The organism is Mitsuaria sp. PDC51 (genome assembly GCF_900113225.1).
In the GTDB taxonomy this organism is placed as follows: Bacteria; Pseudomonadota; Gammaproteobacteria; order Burkholderiales; family Burkholderiaceae_C; genus Roseateles.
Genome location: NZ_FOZE01000002.1, coordinates 989,330 through 1,008,140 on the forward strand (window position 1 = coordinate 989,330; position 18,811 = coordinate 1,008,140).

14 protein-coding genes and 4 tRNA genes are annotated in these 18,811 nt (G+C 65.6%); 1 reads left to right on the plus strand and 17 read right to left on the minus strand.

Annotated features, from left to right (window positions below):
- Positions 1–16 precede the first annotated feature (16 nt).
- The 12 genes from rpoB to BM393_RS15805 all read right to left on the minus strand — a co-directional run bounded on the left by rpoB (position 17) and on the right by BM393_RS15805 (position 9,973).
- Positions 17–4,138 (minus strand): DNA-directed RNA polymerase subunit beta, encoded by a 4,122-nt coding sequence (rpoB, locus tag BM393_RS15750; protein WP_091728114.1) that lies wholly within the window; start codon positions 4,136–4,138, stop codon positions 17–19.
- A 379-nt stretch (positions 4,139–4,517) separates the two neighbouring features.
- Positions 4,518–4,898 carry a 50S ribosomal protein L7/L12 gene (gene rplL, locus BM393_RS15755; protein WP_091728117.1) on the minus strand — a complete coding sequence of 127 codons (381 nt, stop codon included), beginning with the start codon at positions 4,896–4,898 and terminating at the stop codon, positions 4,518–4,520.
- Between the two features lie 49 nt (positions 4,899–4,947).
- Complete coding sequence (rplJ, locus tag BM393_RS15760; protein WP_091728120.1) at positions 4,948–5,475, minus strand: 50S ribosomal protein L10; 528 nt, start codon at positions 5,473–5,475, stop codon at positions 4,948–4,950.
- Positions 5,476–5,762: 287 nt separating this feature from the next.
- Positions 5,763–6,470, minus strand: a complete 708-nt coding sequence (rplA, locus tag BM393_RS15765; protein ID WP_091728122.1) for a 50S ribosomal protein L1 — start codon at positions 6,468–6,470, stop codon at positions 5,763–5,765.
- Position 6,471: 1 nt separating this feature from the next.
- Complete coding sequence (gene rplK / locus BM393_RS15770; RefSeq protein ID WP_091728125.1) at positions 6,472–6,903, minus strand: 50S ribosomal protein L11; 432 nt, start codon at positions 6,901–6,903, stop codon at positions 6,472–6,474.
- 218 nt (positions 6,904–7,121) lie between these two features.
- Positions 7,122–7,706, minus strand: a complete 585-nt coding sequence (gene nusG, locus BM393_RS15775) for a transcription termination/antitermination protein NusG (protein ID WP_091731642.1) — start codon at positions 7,704–7,706, stop codon at positions 7,122–7,124.
- Positions 7,707–7,728: 22 nt separating this feature from the next.
- Complete coding sequence (secE, locus tag BM393_RS15780) at positions 7,729–8,112, minus strand: preprotein translocase subunit SecE (protein WP_091728126.1); 384 nt, start codon at positions 8,110–8,112, stop codon at positions 7,729–7,731.
- Positions 8,113–8,258: 146 nt separating this feature from the next.
- A tRNA-Trp gene (locus BM393_RS15785) sits at positions 8,259–8,334 on the minus strand.
- A 17-nt stretch (positions 8,335–8,351) separates the two neighbouring features.
- Positions 8,352–9,542: an elongation factor Tu gene (gene tuf, locus BM393_RS15790; RefSeq protein ID WP_091728089.1), complete on the minus strand. Its 1,191-nt coding sequence runs from the start codon at positions 9,540–9,542 to the stop codon at positions 8,352–8,354.
- A gap of 43 nt (positions 9,543–9,585) precedes the next feature.
- Positions 9,586–9,660: transfer RNA gene (locus BM393_RS15795), tRNA-Thr, on the minus strand.
- A 71-nt stretch (positions 9,661–9,731) separates the two neighbouring features.
- A tRNA-Gly gene (locus tag BM393_RS15800) sits at positions 9,732–9,805 on the minus strand.
- Positions 9,806–9,887: 82 nt separating this feature from the next.
- Positions 9,888–9,973 (minus strand) — tRNA-Tyr (locus BM393_RS15805).
- 468 nt (positions 9,974–10,441) lie between these two features.
- Here BM393_RS15805 and BM393_RS15810 point away from each other — a divergent pair.
- On the plus strand, positions 10,442–13,081 hold the full coding sequence (locus tag BM393_RS15810) for a TonB-dependent receptor (RefSeq protein WP_091728129.1): 2,640 nt from the start codon (positions 10,442–10,444) through the stop codon (positions 13,079–13,081).
- A gap of 136 nt (positions 13,082–13,217) precedes the next feature.
- Here the strand turns inward: BM393_RS15810 and BM393_RS15815 are convergent, their stop codons facing one another.
- The 5 genes from BM393_RS15815 to nagZ are packed head-to-tail and all read right to left on the minus strand — an operon-like array spanning position 13,218 to position 18,781.
- Positions 13,218–13,928, minus strand: a complete 711-nt coding sequence (locus BM393_RS15815; protein ID WP_217648452.1) for a DUF6445 family protein — start codon at positions 13,926–13,928, stop codon at positions 13,218–13,220.
- Between the two features lie 28 nt (positions 13,929–13,956).
- Positions 13,957–15,030, minus strand: coding sequence for an acyltransferase family protein (locus BM393_RS15820; RefSeq protein WP_091728131.1), 1,074 nt, complete (start codon positions 15,028–15,030; stop codon positions 13,957–13,959).
- Positions 15,031–15,058: 28 nt separating this feature from the next.
- A complete protein-coding gene (locus BM393_RS15825; RefSeq protein WP_091728134.1) occupies positions 15,059–15,961 on the minus strand; it encodes a glycoside hydrolase family 16 protein in 903 nt (300 codons plus the stop codon).
- Complete coding sequence (locus tag BM393_RS15830) at positions 15,958–17,277, minus strand: MFS transporter (RefSeq protein ID WP_091728137.1); 1,320 nt, start codon at positions 17,275–17,277, stop codon at positions 15,958–15,960. The genes BM393_RS15825 and BM393_RS15830 overlap by 4 nt, the downstream gene beginning before the upstream one ends.
- Positions 17,278–17,299: 22 nt before the next feature.
- Positions 17,300–18,781, minus strand: a complete 1,482-nt coding sequence (gene nagZ, locus BM393_RS15835; RefSeq protein ID WP_091728140.1) for a beta-N-acetylhexosaminidase — start codon at positions 18,779–18,781, stop codon at positions 17,300–17,302.
- Positions 18,782–18,811: the final 30 nt, after the last annotated feature.

Genomic DNA, 18,811 nt, shown 5'->3' on the forward strand with positions numbered 1-18,811 from the left:
GTTTCTCCTGTTCTCTTTAGTTGCGCTCGAGCTCGATGTCGATGCCCAGCGAACGGATTTCCTTCACCAGCACATTGAACGACTCGGGCATGCCGGCTTCGATCGAGTGCTCGCCCTTGACGATGGACTCGTACACCTTGGTCCGGCCATTCACGTCGTCGGACTTCACCGTCAGCATTTCCTGCAGGATGTACGAAGCGCCGTAGGCTTCCAGCGCCCACACTTCCATCTCGCCGAAACGCTGGCCGCCGAACTGCGCCTTGCCGCCCAGCGGCTGCTGGGTGACGAGCGAGTACGGGCCGGTCGAACGGGCGTGCATCTTGTCGTCCACCAGGTGGTGCAGCTTCAGCACGTGCATGTAGCCGATCGTGGTCGGACGCTCGAACTGCTCGCCGGTGCGGCCGTCATACAGGAAGGCCTGCGTGCGGCTGGGCGTGAGGCCCTTCTTCGCGGCGATGTCGTCCGGATAGGCCAGCTTCAGCATCGCGCGGATTTCCTGTTCCTTCGCGCCGTCGAAGACGGGGGTCGCGAAGGTGGCGCCGTGCTGCAGGTTGCGGGCCATGCCCAGCACTTCCTCATCGCTCAGCTGCGACAGGTCCTCGGACTTGCCGCCGTTCTGGTTGAACAGCTGGTCCATGAACTCACGCAGTTCGGCCACGCGGGCCTCGCGCTGGAGCATGTCGCCGATGCGTTGGCCAATGCCCTTGCCGGCCCAGCCCAGGTGGACTTCCAGCACCTGACCCACGTTCATCCGCGACGGGACGCCCAGCGGGTTCAGCACGATGTCGGCAGGCGTGCCGTCGGCCATGTAGGGCATGTCCTCGATCGGGGTGATCTTGGACACGACACCCTTGTTGCCGTGACGGCCGGCCATCTTGTCGCCAGGCTGCAGGCGGCGCTTGACGGCCAGGTACACCTTGACCATCTTCAGCACGCCGGCGGGCAGCTCGTCGCCCTGCGTCAGCTTCTTGCGCTTCTCGTCGTAGGCGAGGTCGAAGCTGTGACGGGTCTGCTCCAGCGAGTTCTTGATCGATTCCAGCTGGTTGGCGATGTCGTCCTCGGCGGGACGAATGTCGAACCAGTGGAACTTCTCGACCTCGGCCAGGTAGTCCTTGGCGATGACGGTGCCCTTGGCGATCTTCTTCGGACCGCCGTTGGCGACCTTGCCCACCAGCAGCTTCTCGACGCGGTCGAACGCGTCGGCTTCCACGATGCGCAGTTGGTCGTTCAGGTCCAGGCGGAAACGCTTCAGCTCGTCGTCGATGATCTGCTGGGCGCGCTTGTCGCGCTGGATGCCTTCACGGGTGAACACCTGCACGTCGATGACGGTGCCGTTGGTGCCCTGGTCCACGCGCAGCGACGTGTCCTTCACGTCCGAAGCCTTCTCGCCGAAGATCGCGCGCAGCAGCTTCTCTTCCGGCGTCAGCGTGGTCTCGCCCTTGGGCGTGACCTTGCCGACCAGCACGTCGCCCGGGTTCACCTCGGCACCGATGTACACGATGCCGGATTCGTCCAGACGAGCCAGCTGCTGTTCGCTCAGGTTCGGGATGTCGCGGGTGATTTCCTCGGAGCCCAGCTTCGTGTCACGGGCCATGACCACCAACTCCTCGATGTGGATCGAGGTGTAGCGGTCTTCGGCCACCACGCGTTCGGAGATCAGAATCGAGTCTTCGAAGTTGTAGCCGTTCCACGGCATGAACGCGACCAGCATGTTCTGGCCCAGAGCCAGTTCACCCAGGTCGGTCGAGGCGCCGTCGGCAATGATGTCTTCCGCGGCGACGCGGTCGCCACGCTTGACGATGGGGCGCTGATGGATGTTGGTGTTCTGGTTGCTACGCTGATACTTGATCAGGTTGTAGATGTCGACACCGACTTCACCGGCCACGGTCTCGTCGTCGTTCACGCGGATCACGATGCGGTTCGTGTCGACGTAATCGACCACGCCGCCGCGGCGCGCGGCCACCACCGTGCCCGAGTCCTTCGCGGCCACGCGCTCGACGCCCGTGCCCACGAAAGCCTTTTCCGGACGCAGGGTCGGAACGGCCTGACGCTGCATGTTGGCGCCCATCAGCGCGCGGTTCGCGTCGTCGTGCTCCAGGAACGGCACCAGCGACGCCGCCACCGACACGATCTGCGTCGGCGCCACGTCCATGTACTGGATGCGTTCGGGCGAAGTCAGCACCGATTCGCCGTTCTCACGCGCGGAAACCAGCTCGTCGACCAGTTGACCGGCATCGTTCAGCGACGCGTTCGCCTGGGCGATGACGTACTTGCCTTCCTCGATGGCCGACAGGTAGTCGATCTGGTCGGTGACCTTCGAATCGACCACGCGGCGATACGGCGTCTCCAGGAAGCCGTACTCGTTCAGGCGCGCATACAGCGCCAGCGAGTTGATCAGACCGATGTTCGGGCCTTCCGGCGTTTCGATCGGGCAGACGCGGCCGTAGTGGGTCGGGTGCACGTCGCGGACTTCGAAGCCGGCGCGCTCGCGGGTCAGACCGCCCGGGCCCAGGGCCGAGACACGACGCTTGTGCGTGATCTCGGACAGCGGGTTGGTCTGGTCCATGAACTGCGACAGCTGCGACGCACCGAAGAACTCCTTCAGCGCCGCGGAGATCGGCTTGGAGTTGATCAGGTCGTGCGGCATCAGGGCTTCGGTCTCGGCCTGGCCCAGACGCTCCTTGACGGCCTTCTCGATACGGGCCAGACCCGAGCGGTACTGGTTCTCGGCCAGCTCGCCGACGCAGCGCACGCGGCGGTTGCCCAGGTGGTCGATGTCATCGACCTCGCCGCGGCCATTGCGCAGCTCGACCAGGATCTTGACGACGTCCAGGATGTCCTCGTTCGACAGCGTCATCGCACCGGTCGGGATGTCGCGGCCCACGCGGGCGTTGAACTTCATCCGGCCGACGCGCGACAGGTCGTACGTGTCGTCGCTGTAGAACAGGCGGTTGAACAGGGCCTCGACGGCGTCTTCCGTCGGCGGCTCGCCGGGGCGCATCATGCGATAGATCGCCACGCGCGCGGCCAGCTGGTCGGCGGTCTCGTCCGACGCCAGCGTCTGGCTGATGTACGCGCCTTCATCCAGCTCGTTCGTGAACAGGCACTGGATGTCCTTGATGCCGGCGCCGCGCAGCTTCTTCAGCAGCGAGTCGGTCAGCTCGTCATTGGCCTTGGCGATGATCTCGCCGGTGTCCGGGTCGACCATGTTCTTCGCCAGGACGCGGCCCAGCAGGAAGTCTTCCGGCACGGTCACGTGCTGCGTGCCGGACTGCTCCAGCTGGCGCACGTGGCGGGCGGTGATGCGCTTGTCCTTCTCGACCAGCACGTTGCCGCTCTTGTCGGTGATGTCGAAGCGCGCGACTTCCCCCTTCAGGCGTTCGGCCACGAACTCCATCTGGGCGCCCGAGTCCATCAGGCGGAAATTGTCGAAGACGAAGAAGTGCGCCAGGATCTGCTCGGGATTCAGGCCGATGGCCTTGAGCAGGATCGTGACCGGCATCTTGCGGCGGCGGTCGACGCGGAAGTACAGGATGTCCTTCGGGTCGAACTCGAAGTCCAGCCACGAACCGCGATACGGAATGATGCGGGCCGAGAACAGCAGCTTGCCGGACGAGTGGGTCTTGCCCTTGTCGTGCTCGAAGAACACGCCGGGCGAGCGGTGCAGCTGCGAGACGATGACGCGCTCGGTGCCGTTGATGATGAACGAGCCGTAATCGGTCATGAGCGGCACTTCGCCCATGTAGACCTCTTGCTCCTTGATCTCCTTGACCGTCTTGGGCTGGGGGCTTTCCCGGTCGTAGATGATCATCTGCAGCTTCGCGCGCACGGCGGCGGCGAAGGTCAGGCCGCGCTGCTGGCATTCGCGAACGTCGAACGGCGGCTTGGCGATGTTGAATTCGAGGAACTTCATTTCCACGAACCCGTTGTGCGACACGATCGGGAACGTGGACAGGAATGCCGCTTGCAGGCCTTCCGGTTTGCGCTTCAGGGGAGCGACATCCTTCTGCAGGAAGTCGACATACGACTCCTTCTGCATCGTCAGCAGGTACGGAACGTTGAGCACGCTCACGCGCTTGCCGAAGCTCTTGCGGATGCGCTTGCGCTCGGTGTAGCTGTAGGGGGTTGCTTGCGCCATAAAGACTCCGTGTCGAGCGCGCCCCTGGCCTGGAGGCGCGCTGCGTCGGCGACTGGCTGTTCGGGCGTTGCACCCGAAGCTTGGTGGTTGGCCACTACCAACCGCTGGCGGACAACCCCGGCCACCGGACGGCACGGAGGGCGTTGCACCCCACGCGTGACGCACGGCCAAACCGCGGCCCGACCAAACCGTTCTCTGCAGTCGGATCAGAGAACACTCGAAAGAACCGTGCATGATACCGCACGATGCTTTCGGTTGCTCTTTGTCAACCGGAACCGCACAGGGACAAACCCTGAAACGAGGAAAGGGGAGGTCCCATGGGACCACCCCTCTCGCGGATTGGAATCCGGTGAACGAGTCACCGGATCCCCACAAGGTCTTACTTGAGTTCGACCTTGGCGCCGGCTTCTTCCAGCTTCTTCTTGGCAGCTTCGGCGTCGGCCTTGGCAATGCCTTCCTTGACGGGCTTCGGAGCGCCGTCGACCAGGTCCTTGGCTTCCTTCAGGCCCAGGCCGGTGATTTCGCGAACGGCCTTGATGACCGAGACCTTGTTGGCGCCGGCGTCCGTCAGGACGACGTTGAACTCGGTCTTTTCTTCGGCGGCGGCAGCGCCACCAGCGGCAGCGCCGCCAGCAGCCGGAGCGGCCATCGAAGCGGCGGACACGCCGAACTTCTCTTCAATCGCCTTGACCAGGTCGTTCAGTTCCAGAACGGTCATGCTGTCCAGGGCAGCCAGGAAAGCGTCTTTGTCGAATGCCATGATAGGTTCCTAAATACAGAGTGTTTTGATTGCGCGAATGCAGCGTCGATCAGGCTGCGGCAGGAGCTTCTTCGGTAGCGGCTTCGGCGCCGCCACCCTTCTGCTGAGCCAGGGCAGCCAGCACGGCCGCGGTGCGTTGCACCGGCGACTTGAGCAGGCCGGCGATCTGCGACAGCAGGACTTCCTTGGTCGGGACAGCCGCCAGCGCCTTCACGCCGTTGACGTCCAGAGCCTTGCCGCCGTAGGCACCACCCTTGATGACGAGCTTGTCGTTGGTCTTGGCAAAGTCAGCGATGACTTTGGCAGCCGCGACAGCGTCTTCCGAAAAGCCGTAGATCAGCGGGCCGACCATGGCGTCCGTTGCAGCCTCGAACGAGGTGCCGGCGACAGCACGGCGAGCCAGGGTGTTCTTCAGGACATGAAGGTACACGCCTTGGGCACGCGCGGTGACGCGCAGCTTGTTCAGGGCTTCAACGGTGAGGCCACGGTACTCGGCCAGCGCCAGCGTCTGGGACTTGGCGGCTTGCGCTGCCACGTCGGACACGACGGCTGCTTTCTCGTTGCGATTGAGACTCAAGGTCTACTCCTCACATTACGCCCTCGATGCGACGGAGGTCCATCGCGTCTCGGGCACCGGAATCAGCGACCTTCTGTCAGGAACCCATCGCGACGAACGCGATTCGAATCCTTTCAGCGGGACCGCCATCTGCGCTGGCTGGAGGCCGGAGCCTCCGATTAAGCGAGCTCCCCGAACTGCGGAAACTCTCGCCAGCGGTCTTGGATGACCTGGCCGGGTTTCCCCGGCCAGCCCACCAATTCATCGGCGCACGCCAGACTCGCGTGACGCCTCAACTGAATAAAGCCTCAGGCGGCCGCTGCGGCGTTGATCGTGCCGACGTCCACGCGGGCGCCAACGCCCATCGTCGACGAGACAGCGATCTTGCGCAGGTAGATGCCCTTGCTCGAGGCCGGCTTGGCCTTGTTCAGGGCTTCGACCAGCGCGCGCAGGTTGCCTTCCAGCTTGTCGGTGTCGAACGAGCGACGGCCGATCGTGCCGTGGATGATGCCGGCCTTGTCGACGCGGAACTGGACCTGGCCAGCCTTGGCGTTCTTGACGGCGGTGGCGACGTCCGGGGTCACGGTGCCGACCTTCGGGTTCGGCATCAGGCCGCGCGGGCCCAGGATCTGACCCAGGGTACCGACGATGCGCATCGTGTCCGGCGAGGCGATCACGACGTCGAAGGGCATGTCGCCCGCCTTGACGCGCTCAGCCAGGTCTTCCATGCCGACGACGTCGGCGCCGGCGGCCTTGGCTTCTTCAGCCTTGGCGCCTTGGGCGAACACGGCGACGCGCTTGGTCTTGCCGATGCCGTTGGGCATCACGACGGCGCCACGGACCACCTGGTCCGACTTCTTCGCGTCGACGCCGAGTTGGATCGACACATCGATGGCTTCATCGAACTTGGCGGTGGCGCATTCCTTGACGAGGTTGATCGCCTCGGTCAGCGCGTACAGCTTGGTCGATTCGACCTTGCCCTGCAGGGCTTGTTGACGCTTGGTCAGCTTGGCCATGTCAGACACCCTCCACGATGATGCCCATCGAACGGGCGGAGCCGGCGATGGTACGGACAGCGGCATCCATGTCGGCGGCCGTCAGGTCCTTCTGCTTGGTCTTGGCGATCTCTTCCAGCTGGGCGCGGGTCAGCTTGCCGACCTTGTCCAGATGGGGGCGCTGCGAGCCCTTGTCGATCTTGGCAGCCTTCTTCAGCAGCACGGTCGCCGGGGGCGACTTGATGATGAAGGTGAAGCTCTTGTCCGCGAAGGCGGTGATCACGACGGGCAGCTTGAGGCCCGGCTCATAGCTCTGCGTCTGGGCGTTGAACGCCTTGCAGAATTCCATGATGTTCAGACCACGCTGACCCAGCGCGGGACCGACCGGAGGCGACGGATTCGCCTTGCCAGCCGGGATTTGCAGCTTGATGTAGCCGACAATCTTCTTGGCCATGTTTTCTCCTGATGGCGACACGACGGCCACGCCGTTTCGCCTGAGTGCTAGCGCGAGGGGCTGGTCCGGAAGACGTACCCTCGCTCCTCTTGTCCGCTTCTCGTTGCGGACTGGTCACGGAAGGTTGCGCCGGCTTTCGCCGTCGAGCACCTTCGGGCTCTTGTTCATTGGGCGGAATGACGAATGGCGGCCCGAGCCGCCATGCCATTCACCGCCGATCAGACCTTCTCGACCTGGGCGAAGTCCAGCTCGACGGGGGTCGCACGACCGAAGATCGTGACCGAGACGCGCAGCTTCGACTTGTCGTAGTTGACTTCCTCGATGCTGCCGTTGAAGTCGGTGAACGGACCTTCCTTGACGCGGACGATCTCGCCGACGATCCATTCCACCTTCGGCTTGGGCTTGTCGACGCCCTCTTGCATCTGGTTGACGATCTTCATGACCTCGGCTTCCGAGATCGGCGCCGGGCGGTTCTTCGCACCACCGACAAAGCCGGTGACCTTGGACGTGTGCTTGACCAGATGCCAGCTGTCGTCGTCCATCACCATCTCGACCAGCACGTACCCGGGGAAGAAGCGACGCTCGGTCACGGCCTTCTTGCCGTTCTTCAGCTCGACGACTTCCTCGGTCGGCACCAGGATGCGACCGAACTTGTCCTGCATGCCGGCGCGGTCGATGCGCTCACGCAGGTTGCGCTCCACCGCCTTTTCCATGCCGGAATAGGCGTGCACGACATACCAGCGCTTGGCCGGGCCAGCGGGCGCGGTCGACTCGGTCGCAACGACGTTTTGATCTTCGCTCATCTTGGTCCCCATCCGTTCCCGCTCAGCGCTTCCAACCCAGGATCAGGTCGTACAGCACCCACTCCAGCGTCTTGTCGGTGAACCACAGGAAGAGCGCCATCACCACGACGAAGGCGAACACATACAACGTCATCTGGCCAGCTTCCTTGCGGGTCGGCCAGACCACCTTGCCCACTTCCTTGATCGAGTCCTGGCCATAGGCAATCAGCGACTTGCCGGACTCCGACGTGAAGAACGCCCCCACGGCCGCAGCCAGCAACGCGAGCAGGGCACCCCACTGCACCCACGGACCTTGCTTGCTCAGCGCGTAGAAGGCGACGATCGCGGCCACCAGCAGCAGCACGGCGCCAGCCAGCTTGACCTTGTCGGCGCCCGTCGTGACGGTTTCGACTTGAGGATTGGACATTGAACTCACTTCCGTCGCGGCTCAGCGCCGCGACATTTGTTCGCCTGGAACATTCCAGCCGAACCCACCAGCAGCAAAGCCCGCCGAGATGACTCCCGCGGGCTTGGCGCGACCACTAGGACCAACGTTCGCTTATCGCTGATCGTTGGCAGGGGCAGAGGGTCTCGAACCCCCAACCTTCGGTTTTGGAGACCGACGCTCTGCCAATTGAGCTATGCCCCTGTGGCCTTTGACTTGAATTACTCGATGATCGTCGCGACGACGCCCGAGCCGACGGTACGACCGCCTTCACGGATGGCGAAGCGCAGACCTTCTTCCATGGCGATCGGAGCGATCAGCTTCACGGTGATGCTGACGTTGTCGCCCGGCATGACCATTTCCTTGTCCTTCGGCAGCTCCACGGCACCAGTCACGTCCGTCGTGCGGAAGTAGAACTGGGGACGGTAGTTGTTGAAGAACGGGGTGTGACGGCCGCCTTCTTCCTTGCTCAGCACGTAGATCTCAGCAGTGAAGTGCGTGTGCGGCTTGATCGTGCCCGGCTTGGCCAGCACTTGGCCGCGCTCGACGTCCTCGCGCTTGGTGCCGCGCAGCAGGATGCCCACGTTGTCGCCCGCCTGACCCTGGTCCAGCAGCTTGCGGAACATTTCCACGCCGGTGACGGTGGTCTTCTGCAGATCGCGGATGCCCACGATCTCGATTTCCTCGCCGACCTTGATGATGCCGCGCTCGACGCGACCAGTCACCACCGTGCCACGGCCCGAGATCGAGAACACGTCTTCCACCGGCAGCAGGAACGCACCGTCCACCGCGCGCTCAGGCGTGGGGATGTAGCTGTCCAGCGCGTCGGCCAGGCGCATGATCGCCTGCTCGCCCAGGTCGCCCTTGTCACCTTCCAGCGCCAGCTTGGCCGAACCCTTGATGATCGGGGTGTCGTCGCCCGGGAAGTCGTACTTGCTCAGCAGCTCGCGGACTTCCATTTCCACCAGCTCCAGCAGCTCGGCGTCGTCCACCATGTCGCACTTGTTCAGGAAGACGATGATGTACTTCACACCGACCTGACGCGCCAGCAGGATGTGCTCGCGAGTCTGGGGCATCGGGCCGTCAGCGGCCGAGCACACCAGGATCGCGCCGTCCATCTGCGCCGCGCCCGTGATCATGTTCTTCACATAGTCAGCGTGGCCCGGGCAGTCAACGTGCGCGTAGTGGCGGTTGGCCGTCTCGTACTCGACGTGCGCGGTGTTGATCGTGATGCCACGGGCCTTTTCTTCCGGCGCCGCGTCGATCTGGTCGTAGGCCTTGGCTTCGCCGCCGAACTTGGCCGCCAGCACGGTCGCGATCGCGGCCGTCAGCGTCGTCTTGCCGTGGTCAACGTGACCAATCGTGCCCACGTTCACGTGCGGCTTGGTACGTTCAAACTTGCCTTTTGCCATCTTGCGCTCCTGGCGATCAGATCAAGAAACGAGAGAAGAGGGTTGGTGCCCATGACGCGGATCGAACGCGTGACCTCTCCCTTACCAAGGGAGTGCTCTACCACTGAGCCACATGGGCATCGACACAGGATTGATGACCTTATCAGCAAACCTGTGCCGATATCTCGACACGACACCTTCAACTTCCGATGGAGCGGGAAACGGGAATCGAACCCGTGTCATTAGCTTGGAAGGCTAAGGTTCTACCATTGAACTACTCCCGCCCGGGAGTTTTCCAATTCCAGCTGCTTGAACCGCGAAGCGGGTGACGATCACCCGATTCGTTGCTCTTGCATCCGTTCGCCTTGGTGGAGGAGGCTGGATTCGAACCAGCGTACGCGTTAGCGGGCAGATTTACAGTCTGCTGCCTTTAACCACTCGGCCACCCCTCCGAGGCGAGCCCACGACTATAGCACCGTTCTTTTTTGGCGCAAATACTTTTTGGCTCGCGCACCTCTGGCGTGCGATTGGCGCTCTCCACGCGGAGTGTGATCGGGGGGCACCACCAAAGCGCGGGAGCGCACAGTGCAACGCCTGCCGGGGCGGACCACAAGTAATACCAATTCAACGCCAACTGGTCTCATCCCCGAGGCCCCACCCTCCCCGCAGACCTTCTTGAGCGCCACACCCTCGACACCGCTGTCCATGCGGGTCGCGGCGATGCCACAGCAGGGAAAACACCGGCGTCAAACTGGTAGCAAAGTGGCGTTACCGCTCGTTATAGTGGCATGGCATTGGTTGCATTGAGGTGTATTCGGGGGCGCCAGCTGCATGCCACTCCGCCGATGGGTGTCGTGATTTCAGGTGCCGAGTCTTCATCAAAGGCCAACAACTCCAGGCCATTCGAGGAGCAGTTCATCATGAAGGTCAACAAGACCCCTATCGCAGCGGCGGTGACGCTGACGTTGCTGAGCGCGGCCTTCGCCGTGCAGGCGCAGGAACAGAAAAAGGACGACGGCACCCAGCTGGAACAGGTCGTGGTGACCGGCATCCGCGCGTCGCTGCAGTCGGCCGCCAACATCAAGAAGAACGCCAGCGCCGTTGTCGATGCCGTGAGCGCCGAGGACGTGGGCAAGCTCCCCGACTCGGACGTCGGCCAGGCCCTGGGCCGCATCCCCGGCATCTCGGTCGGCCGGGCGTTCGGCCAGGGCGCCTCGGTGTCGATCCGCGGCACCGACCCGCAGATGACGTACACCACGCTGAACGGCCAGACCGTCGCGTCCACCGGCTGGTATGACCAGATGGACATCGACCGCTCGTTCAACTATTCGCTGCTCCCCGCCGAAATGATCGGCGGCATGGAGGTCTACAAGTCCTCGCAGGCCAACCTGACCGAAGGCGGCATCGGCGGCACGGTGATCGTCAAGACCCGCAAGCCGCTGGACCTGAAGGCCAACACGGTCTTCGGCAGCGTGCGCTACGGCGACGGCACCATCAGCGACTCGGAGAAGGAAGCTTCCGGGCTGTACAGCTGGCGCAACGCAAGCCGCACCTTTGGCGCGCTGATCGCCGCCGGCCTGTCCAAGGGCGACTACATCCGCCGCGGCGTCGAAGCCGACAGCCGCTGGAACAGCGACGTGGCCCCGACCGCCTTCGTGCAGGAGCGCAAGCGCACCTCGCTCAACGTCGCCCTGCAGGCGCGCCCGGTCGAGGGCTTCGAAGTCGGCCTGAACCTGCTGAAGCTGAAGCTGGATGCCGACAGCTCCAACTCCAGCGACTACCTGATGCATGACCAGAATTGCGACCAGCGCAATACCGCGGTCAAGTCGGACTTCAACCCGAACGGCATGTGCCTGCACAGCACGACCACGGCCGCCAACCCGCTGCCGCACAAGTTCTTCCAGGTCTGGGCGCGCGGCGCCAGCATGGATTCGGAAAGCGCCGTGGCCGACGCCCACTACACCCTGGGCAGCGCCAAGTTCGACCTCGTCGTCGGCACGACCAAGGCGGACGGCGGCACCTCGGCCACCACCAACTACCAGACCGCCGCCTTCGACGGCGCCGCCGGCCCGTTCACGCGCCCGAACTGGCAGGGCACGATCGACGCCACCGGCAAGCAGATCAAGGTCAACCCGAGCAACGACCAGTCCTGGGGCGTCGGCTCCCTGCCGGCGCAGATGTCGCCGGAAACCTGGGCCACCTCCGCCGGTCCCAACAAGGACAAGGAAAAGTTCGGCCAGCTCGACGCCACCTTCGACCTGGACTGGGGCGTGATCAACGCCTTCAAGACCGGCGTGCGTTTTGCCGACCACACCTTCGAGAAGCGCAGCTACCGCCCGATCTGGAACACGACGATCACGCCGGTGGCCACCTCCGGCCTGTTCGACGGCTCGGTGAACGTCGGCGGATGGACGGTGCCGCGCGCCAACATCGGCGCGATGCTGGACAACACCAACCGGAACATCTCCGGCTGGGTCGAGGACCGCTCCGGTTATGGCGAGCTGAACGAGAAGAACCGCTCGGTCTACGGCATGTTCGAGTTCGAGACCAAGGGCATGCGCGGCAACTTCGGCGTGCGCTACGTCTCCACCAAGGCCACCAGCACCGGTTACCTGTTCGACGGCGTGACGCCGGCCGACCAGTACGCCGGCAACCAGAACTGGGCCAAGACCACCACGTCCACCAAGTCGACCTACAACGACGTGCTGCCCAGCATCAACCTGGCCTTCGACCTGAGAAGCGACCTGGTGCTGCGGGCGACCGCCTCGCAGGCCATCACGCGCCCGAACTTCGCCAACATGTTCGGCGTGACGGTGTCCGGCTACAACGACGACCGCAACGGCAACGAGACCTGGACCATCGGCAACATCGGCCTCAAGCCGATGAAGTCGAGCCAGGCTGACCTCGGCCTGGAGTACTACTACGGCCGCGGCAACATGATGTCGGCGACCTACTTCATCAAGGACATCTCCAACTTCGTCGTCGCCATCGCCACGCCGAACCAGAAGGTCGGCCTGGTCGATCCCAAGACCGGCGTCGACAACTGGACGGTGCAGAGCTTCCAGAACGCCGGCGGCGGCAAGATCCGCGGTATCGAACTGCAGGCCAACCACGCCTTCGGCAACGGCTTCGGCGCGCAGGGCAACTACACCTTCACCGAAGGCACGGCGCCGGCCAGCAGCTACCTGGATGGGCTGAGCCTGTTCACGCAGTCGTCCAAGCACAACGTGAACCTGGTCGGCTACTACGAGAACGAGCAGTACTTTGCTCGCCTGGCCTACAACTGGCGCTCGAAGTACATGATCCGCGAAGGCGCGTTCTGGTATGGCAACCGCATGCACGATGCCTACGGCACGCTGGACGCCAGCGTGGGCTGGAACATCACGAAGAACCTGCGGCTGTCGTTCGAGGCGATCAACCTGACCAAGGAAGACGACGTCCAGTACGGCGCCGCGGCGGCCTCCAACACCGCCATCAAGGATCCGCTGCGCGCCGGCTTCCCGGCCTGGAGCTTCAAGGGCGAGACCACCTACAAGCTGGGCCTGAGCGCCAAGTTCTGACCGGCACCGCTGCGTCACTTCGAAAGCCCGGCAGCCGCCGGGCTTTTTTCGTTGCGCTGCGCGGCCGGGCAAGCAAGCAAGCAAGCAAGCAAGCAAGCAAGCGACTCTCCGCCTGCGGGCGGGCGGCGCTCGCGCGCTAGAAGTCGTAGAAGGTGGTGATGGTCAGCCGGCCCTGGCGCGGATCGCTGCTGAGGCCCAGCGCGGGATTGACGATGGCCGAGTGCAACAGGCTGCCCCGGTAGGCCACCAGGCGGTTGAATCGCGCCGGCAGCATGCCCAGCAGCTCGAAGCAATCGTCCGAGTCGCTGAAATACCGCGGCGGCGCCGGGGAGCGCTCCATCTCCGCATAGATCAAGTCGCCGTAGCGTTCGCGCTGATCGGCGGTGATCTGCTGCAGGCCGCTGGCCTTGTGGCGGTAGAAGGCGGTACCGCCATGGCGCTCGTCGCAGAGGTAGAGCATCACGGCCATGAAGTGCGGCGTGCTGGCATCGAAATGCGGCACCCGCTGCAGGGGCCCCAGATCCTCGGGTGCGACCGTCGTCAGCGAGAACGCGCACGGCGACTTGCGCAGCGGCAGTTCCTCGGGGACGCCGAAGTTCAGCCGGATCAACGGGTCCAGCAGCTCCGTCAGGCTTTCGCTATAGGCCGCCGGCACCGGCGCTCGCAGCCCGGGATAGCCCTTGCGCTCGTCAGCGCCCGGGCAGCGGTCGAAGCGGGCCTGGCAGGCTGCCTCGACCAGCGCCTGCGGATGCGCGAGGAAATCGTCGATGACGACGACCGGATGCTCGCCGACCCGCACCGATCGGATGTCGGGCGGCATGCGGATGGCGAAGGTCTCCGGGCTCATGGAACGGTATTGTGCGGGCGCGGTCCGCTCAGATCTTCCAGTACCAGCGGCGCCTGTCGAGCTCACGCACGATGAGCCACCACACGCCCACGAAGGCCAGCGCGAAGCCCAGCGACTGCGCATGCGGCCCGAGCCAGGCGCCCAGCCAGCCGAAGCCGTGCGCGTAGAGCGGGCTCATCCAGCCGAAGCCTTCGAGGAACACGGTGCAGATCCAGGCCCCTGCGTAGGCCGCGATCGCGTTGACGCCGAAGCTGCGGAACAGCGCGGGCGCGCCCAGCCGGTCGATCAGCACATGCGCCGCGAGCAGCACCAGCGCGGCCAGCCCCCCGGTCCACAACACGAAGGACGGCGTCCAGAGATTCTTGTTGATCGGCATCAGCCCGATGGCGTCGAGCGCGAAGCCCGTGGCCGCCGCGATGAGGCCGACGGCCGCGAGCTGCCTGAGGGCGCCGGCGCGCAGCGCCTCGCCGCAGCGCCAGCCCAGCAACGTCGTCGCCAGGGCGCCGAGCGTCGCGACGAGGCCTTCCGGGTCATGGCCGAGGCCGGTCACTGGGTCCCACTCGTAGCCATGCGGACCGAGCAGCCACGCATCGACACGGCTGGCGATGTTGCCGGCCTTGTCGAGGGGACCGCCCCACAGCAGCAAGGCGCCATAGCCGGCCAGCAAGGCGGCGAGCCAGACGCGTTGACCGGCGGCGCGCCACTGGATCGCGATCAGGCCGGCGAGCGCGAAGCACAGGCCGATGCGCTGCAGCACGCCGGGAATGCGCAGCGCCGGCTTGTCCATCAGCCACCACGCCAGCGCGTGCAGCACCAGTCCCAGCGCCACGATGCGCAAGCCGCGCTGGACCACGGTGGCGCGCAAGGACGCACCGTCGCCGGCCTCGATGCGCGCGCCCATGGCCAGCGACAAGGAGACGCCCACGATGAACAGGAAGAACGGGAACACCAGGTCGGTCGGCGTCCAGCCGTTCCACGCCGCGTGCTCCAGCGGCGCGTAGACGTGGCCCCAGTCGCCGGGGTTGTTGACCAGCAGCATCGCGGCGACGGCCAGGCCGCGCATCGCGTCGACGGACGCAATGCGTTTCGAGGAAGCGTTCATGGGACGAGGATCGGAAGGAAACAGACGCTCAGAAGTCGCAGCGACTCTCGAGCGCGGGCGTGGCCGGCGGGACCTGGTCGAGCCGCGCGACGCCGCCGGCGCGCCAGCGCTTCACCTGCGCCTCCACCTGGGCCGGGCTCAGGACGGTGTCCTTCGCGTGGAAGACCCAGTCGACGTCCTGCTCGTACACCCGCGGCGGGCCGCCGGCGACGCCCGCGGGCAGCGGGCCGCCCGGCGAGAACCACAGGTTGAAGTTGATCGACATCGGCACCACCGGATAGTTGCGGCCGCCGTGTTCGTCGATCTTGCGGCCGTCGATGAACCAATGGGTGCGGCCCTCCGCGACCTGCATCACCAGCGTGTGCCAGTCGCGGCCGCGCTCGCCCAGCGGGCCGAACTCCTCGTGCTGCTGGTTGAAGGCCAGCCATGGATCGAGGCGCACCGTCTGCCAGGTGATGCCGTAGATGCGGGTCTTGTCGCTGCCCCAGCCGCCATTGGGCAGGTACTCCCAGTCCAGTTCGCTGAACTCGGGATCGAAGTCGTGCTTGAGCGGGCTGACCGCGTAGAAGGTCTGGATCACCGGGTCGCCATCGGCACCGCTGACCGGCAGGTCGCTGAAGCGGATCCGCGCGGCATAAGTGCCCGCGAGGTATTTGCGTTGGTGACACACCTGCACCTGCGCGGTGCCCGGCCCGGTGCCGTCGGTCACGCCATGCAGGCGCAGCTTGCCGTCGACGACGCTCAAGCCCTCGGGCGCCCAACGAGCGCCGGGAATGCCCGGGTGGCCCGGCGCACTGCGGACCGTCCAGCCCTGCTTGAACAGCGCGGCGGTGTCGGCGTAGCTGAAGTCGTCGAAGAAGAATTGCGGCTCGGCGGCGTGCGCGCCACCGGCCATCGACATCGCCACGAGGCCCGCGGCGATCGCCTTCATGTCGCGTTCTCCACCGGCGCCGTCGCCACCGCCGGCTCCTGCGGTGCCCGCCCGGGCATGCGCACGAACAGCAGCAGGATCAGCGCCGGCGCGCCGCAGGCGATGGTCCACAGGAAGAAATGCTCGTAGCCCATCGCGAGCTGGATGTCGCCGCTGATGGTCTTGGAGAAGATGAAGCCCAGCTGCATCACGCCCGAGCCCAGCGCGTAATGCGCCGTCTGGTACTTGCCCGGCGCGACGGCCTGCATGATGAACAGGATCATCCCGACGAAGCCGAAGCCGTAGCCCAGCATCTCCACCGCGACGGCGAAGCCGACGTGCCAAAGATCCGCCGGCATCGTGACGGCCAGGTAGTAGAAGGTCGCGTTGGGCACCGCCATCGCCACGATCAGGAAGGGCATCGCGCGGCGCAGGCTCATCCAGCTGGTGAAGTAACCCCCGGCGATGCTGCCCAGCAGGAAGGCCGCCGTGCCCACCGTGCCGTAGATCCCGCCCACCTGCTCGGTGCTCAGGCCCAGGCCGCCCTTGTCGCGCGCCTCGATCAGGAACAGCGGGCCGATGGTCTGCACCTGCCCTTCGGCGAAGCGGAACATCACGATGAACAGGATCATCAGCCAGATGCCTGGCTTGCTGAGGAAGTCCGCGATGACCTCGCGCAGCGTGCGCCAGACGCCGGCCGCCGTGAGGTCGCCGTGCTCGGTGTTGAGCGCACCGGGCAGCGCGTACGCGTTGTAGCTGGCCAGCACGAAGAGCAGCACCGACAGCAGCGCGAAGATCACCGACCACGCGTTCATGACGCCGATGCCGCGCTCCAGATGTCCCGCCAGCACCAGCAGGCCGCCCAGCGTCAGGAACTTCGACGCGTTGAAGAACGCGCCCTGCCACCCGGCATAGGCCGCCTGCTGCTTGTCGTCGAGCGCGGCCATGTACAGGCCGTCGCAGGCGATGTCGTGCGTGGCCGACGCATACGCGAGCAGGAACAGCACCGCGATGCTGGCCGCGAACCACATCGGCAGCTGCAGCGCCACCGCCATCAGCGCCAGGCCCGCAGCGCCGGTGAACTGCCCGGCGACGACGATCAGCTTCTTGCTGCGCGCCAGTTCCAGGAACGGGCTCCACAGCGGCTTGAACGCCCAGGCCAGGCCCAGCAGGCCGGTCCAGCGCGCGATCTGGTCGTTGGCCACGCCCATGTTCTTGAACATCAGGCCAGCGATCAGCATGACGACGAAGAACTGCATGCCCTGCACGAAGTACAGGCTGGAGACCCAGCGGATCGGCGATCGCGCGGGCGCGGAGGAAGTCTGCGGCTGGCTCATGTCGAGGCCCTCGGATCGATGCTCAGTTCAGCGTCACCGGCGACTGGCCGCCGGCCTCGCCGCGGCCTTGCAGCCAGTCGCCCAGGGCCGCCAGCGCGCCGTCGGCGTAGCCCCAGCTGATCACCGTGGGCGCGGCCACGTCCAGCGCCTGGAACGGATTCCAGAGCACCAGGTGCAGGTCGGGCCGCCAGTTGCCGGCCTGCGCGCCGTAGCGCGCCCGGTGCGTCGAGGCGACGATGGTGAAGCGGCCATCCGCCGGGACCGTCGCCCAGTCCAGGGCGGCGATGTCGGCGAGCGAGACGAACTCGACGTCGCGGTAGCCCTCGAACAGCGCGCGCACCTGCGCGCCGGTCGGTCCGGCCTCGGAGACGCCGTCGGTCGGCACTTCGTCCTGCACCAGCACGCGGGTCGGGCGATCGGTCGCCGGCGGCATCGCGCCACGCAGCGCGCTCAGGCCCGCGGCCCAGGCTCGACGCATCAGCCGGTCGTCGGCCTCGCGCGGCGCGCCTTGGTAGTCGTCGAAGCGGACCGGGAAATCGTGCGCCAGCTTGTCCAGCCGCGCCTGCGCCTGCCGGCCGCGCTCGACGCTCAGGTCGCCGCGCGTGAGCGCGTCCTGCAGCGCGTGGATGGCCTGTGCCTGCTCGTCCAGCGAGCCCTGCGCCAGGATCATGTCGGCGCCGGCGTTGATCGCCAGCACCGCCGCCTTCGCGTAGCCGTAGCGCTCGGCGATGGCCTTCATCATCAGCGCGTCGGTGATGACGACGCCGTCGTAGCCGTACTCGTCGCGCAGGATGCCGCCCAGCAGCGTCCTGGAAAGCGTCGCCGGGTACAGCGGATCGATCTTCGGATAGACGATGTGCGCCGTCATGATCGACGGCGCCAGGTCGCGCAGCGCCTGGAAGGGCTTGAGCTCGAGCGCGTCGAGCTCGGCGCGCGACTTGTCCACCGTCGGCAGGTCCAGGTGGGAATCGACATGCGTGTCGCCATGGCCCGGGAAGTGCTTGATGCAGCAGGCCACGCCCGCAGCCATCGAACCCTTCATCCAGGCGCCGGCCAGGCGGGTGACGGTGTCCGCGGTCTCGCCGAAGCTGCGCTCGGCGATCACCGGATTGGCCGGGTTGTTGTTGATGTCGGTGACCGGCGCGAAGTTCCAGTTGATGCCGATGCCGCGCAGCCCGCGCGCGACCGCGGCGCCAACCTGCTCGGCCAGCCCCTCGTCGCCCGCCGCGCCCAGCGCCATCGCCGACGGCGGCTGCGGCAGGAAGGTGGCGCGCACCACGGACCCGCCCTCCTGGTCCAGGCCGATCAGCGCGTCCGGGCCCATGGCCTCGCGCAGGTCCCGGGTCAGCTGCCGGACCTCGGCCTCGGTGCCCAGGTTCTTGCGGAACAGGCAGACCGCGCGGATCCGGTTGTCGCGCAGGAAGGCGGCGGTGGCCGCATCCAGGCGCTTGCCCTGGATGTCCACCATCACCAGCCGGCCCGGATGGAATGCTGTCTCGCTCATGTCGTTCTCTTCTGCCTGGGCCGCGGGTCG

What these genes read in the sequence shown, in the direction of transcription:
- rpoB (WP_091728114.1), bottom strand. Translation starts at nt 4,138, where the DNA reads ATGGCGCAAGCAACCCCCTACAGCTACACCGAGCGCAAGCGCATCCGC.
- rplL (WP_091728117.1), bottom strand. Translation starts at nt 4,898, where the DNA reads ATGGCATTCGACAAAGACGCTTTCCTGGCTGCCCTGGACAGCATGACC.
- rplA (WP_091728122.1), bottom strand. Translation starts at nt 6,470, where the DNA reads ATGGCCAAGCTGACCAAGCGTCAACAAGCCCTGCAGGGCAAGGTCGAA.
- rplK (WP_091728125.1), bottom strand. Translation starts at nt 6,903, where the DNA reads ATGGCCAAGAAGATTGTCGGCTACATCAAGCTGCAAATCCCGGCTGGC.
- nusG (WP_091731642.1), bottom strand. Translation starts at nt 7,706, where the DNA reads ATGAGCGAAGATCAAAACGTCGTTGCGACCGAGTCGACCGCGCCCGCT.
- secE (WP_091728126.1), bottom strand. Translation starts at nt 8,112, where the DNA reads ATGTCCAATCCTCAAGTCGAAACCGTCACGACGGGCGCCGACAAGGTC.
- tuf (WP_091728089.1), bottom strand. Translation starts at nt 9,542, where the DNA reads ATGGCAAAAGGCAAGTTTGAACGTACCAAGCCGCACGTGAACGTGGGC.
- BM393_RS15810 (WP_091728129.1), top strand. Translation starts at nt 10,442, where the DNA reads ATGAAGGTCAACAAGACCCCTATCGCAGCGGCGGTGACGCTGACGTTG.
- BM393_RS15815 (WP_217648452.1), bottom strand. Translation starts at nt 13,928, where the DNA reads ATGAGCCCGGAGACCTTCGCCATCCGCATGCCGCCCGACATCCGATCG.
- BM393_RS15820 (WP_091728131.1), bottom strand. Translation starts at nt 15,030, where the DNA reads ATGAACGCTTCCTCGAAACGCATTGCGTCCGTCGACGCGATGCGCGGC.
- BM393_RS15825 (WP_091728134.1), bottom strand. Translation starts at nt 15,961, where the DNA reads ATGAAGGCGATCGCCGCGGGCCTCGTGGCGATGTCGATGGCCGGTGGC.
- BM393_RS15830 (WP_091728137.1), bottom strand. Translation starts at nt 17,277, where the DNA reads ATGAGCCAGCCGCAGACTTCCTCCGCGCCCGCGCGATCGCCGATCCGC.
- nagZ (WP_091728140.1), bottom strand. Translation starts at nt 18,781, where the DNA reads ATGAGCGAGACAGCATTCCATCCGGGCCGGCTGGTGATGGTGGACATC.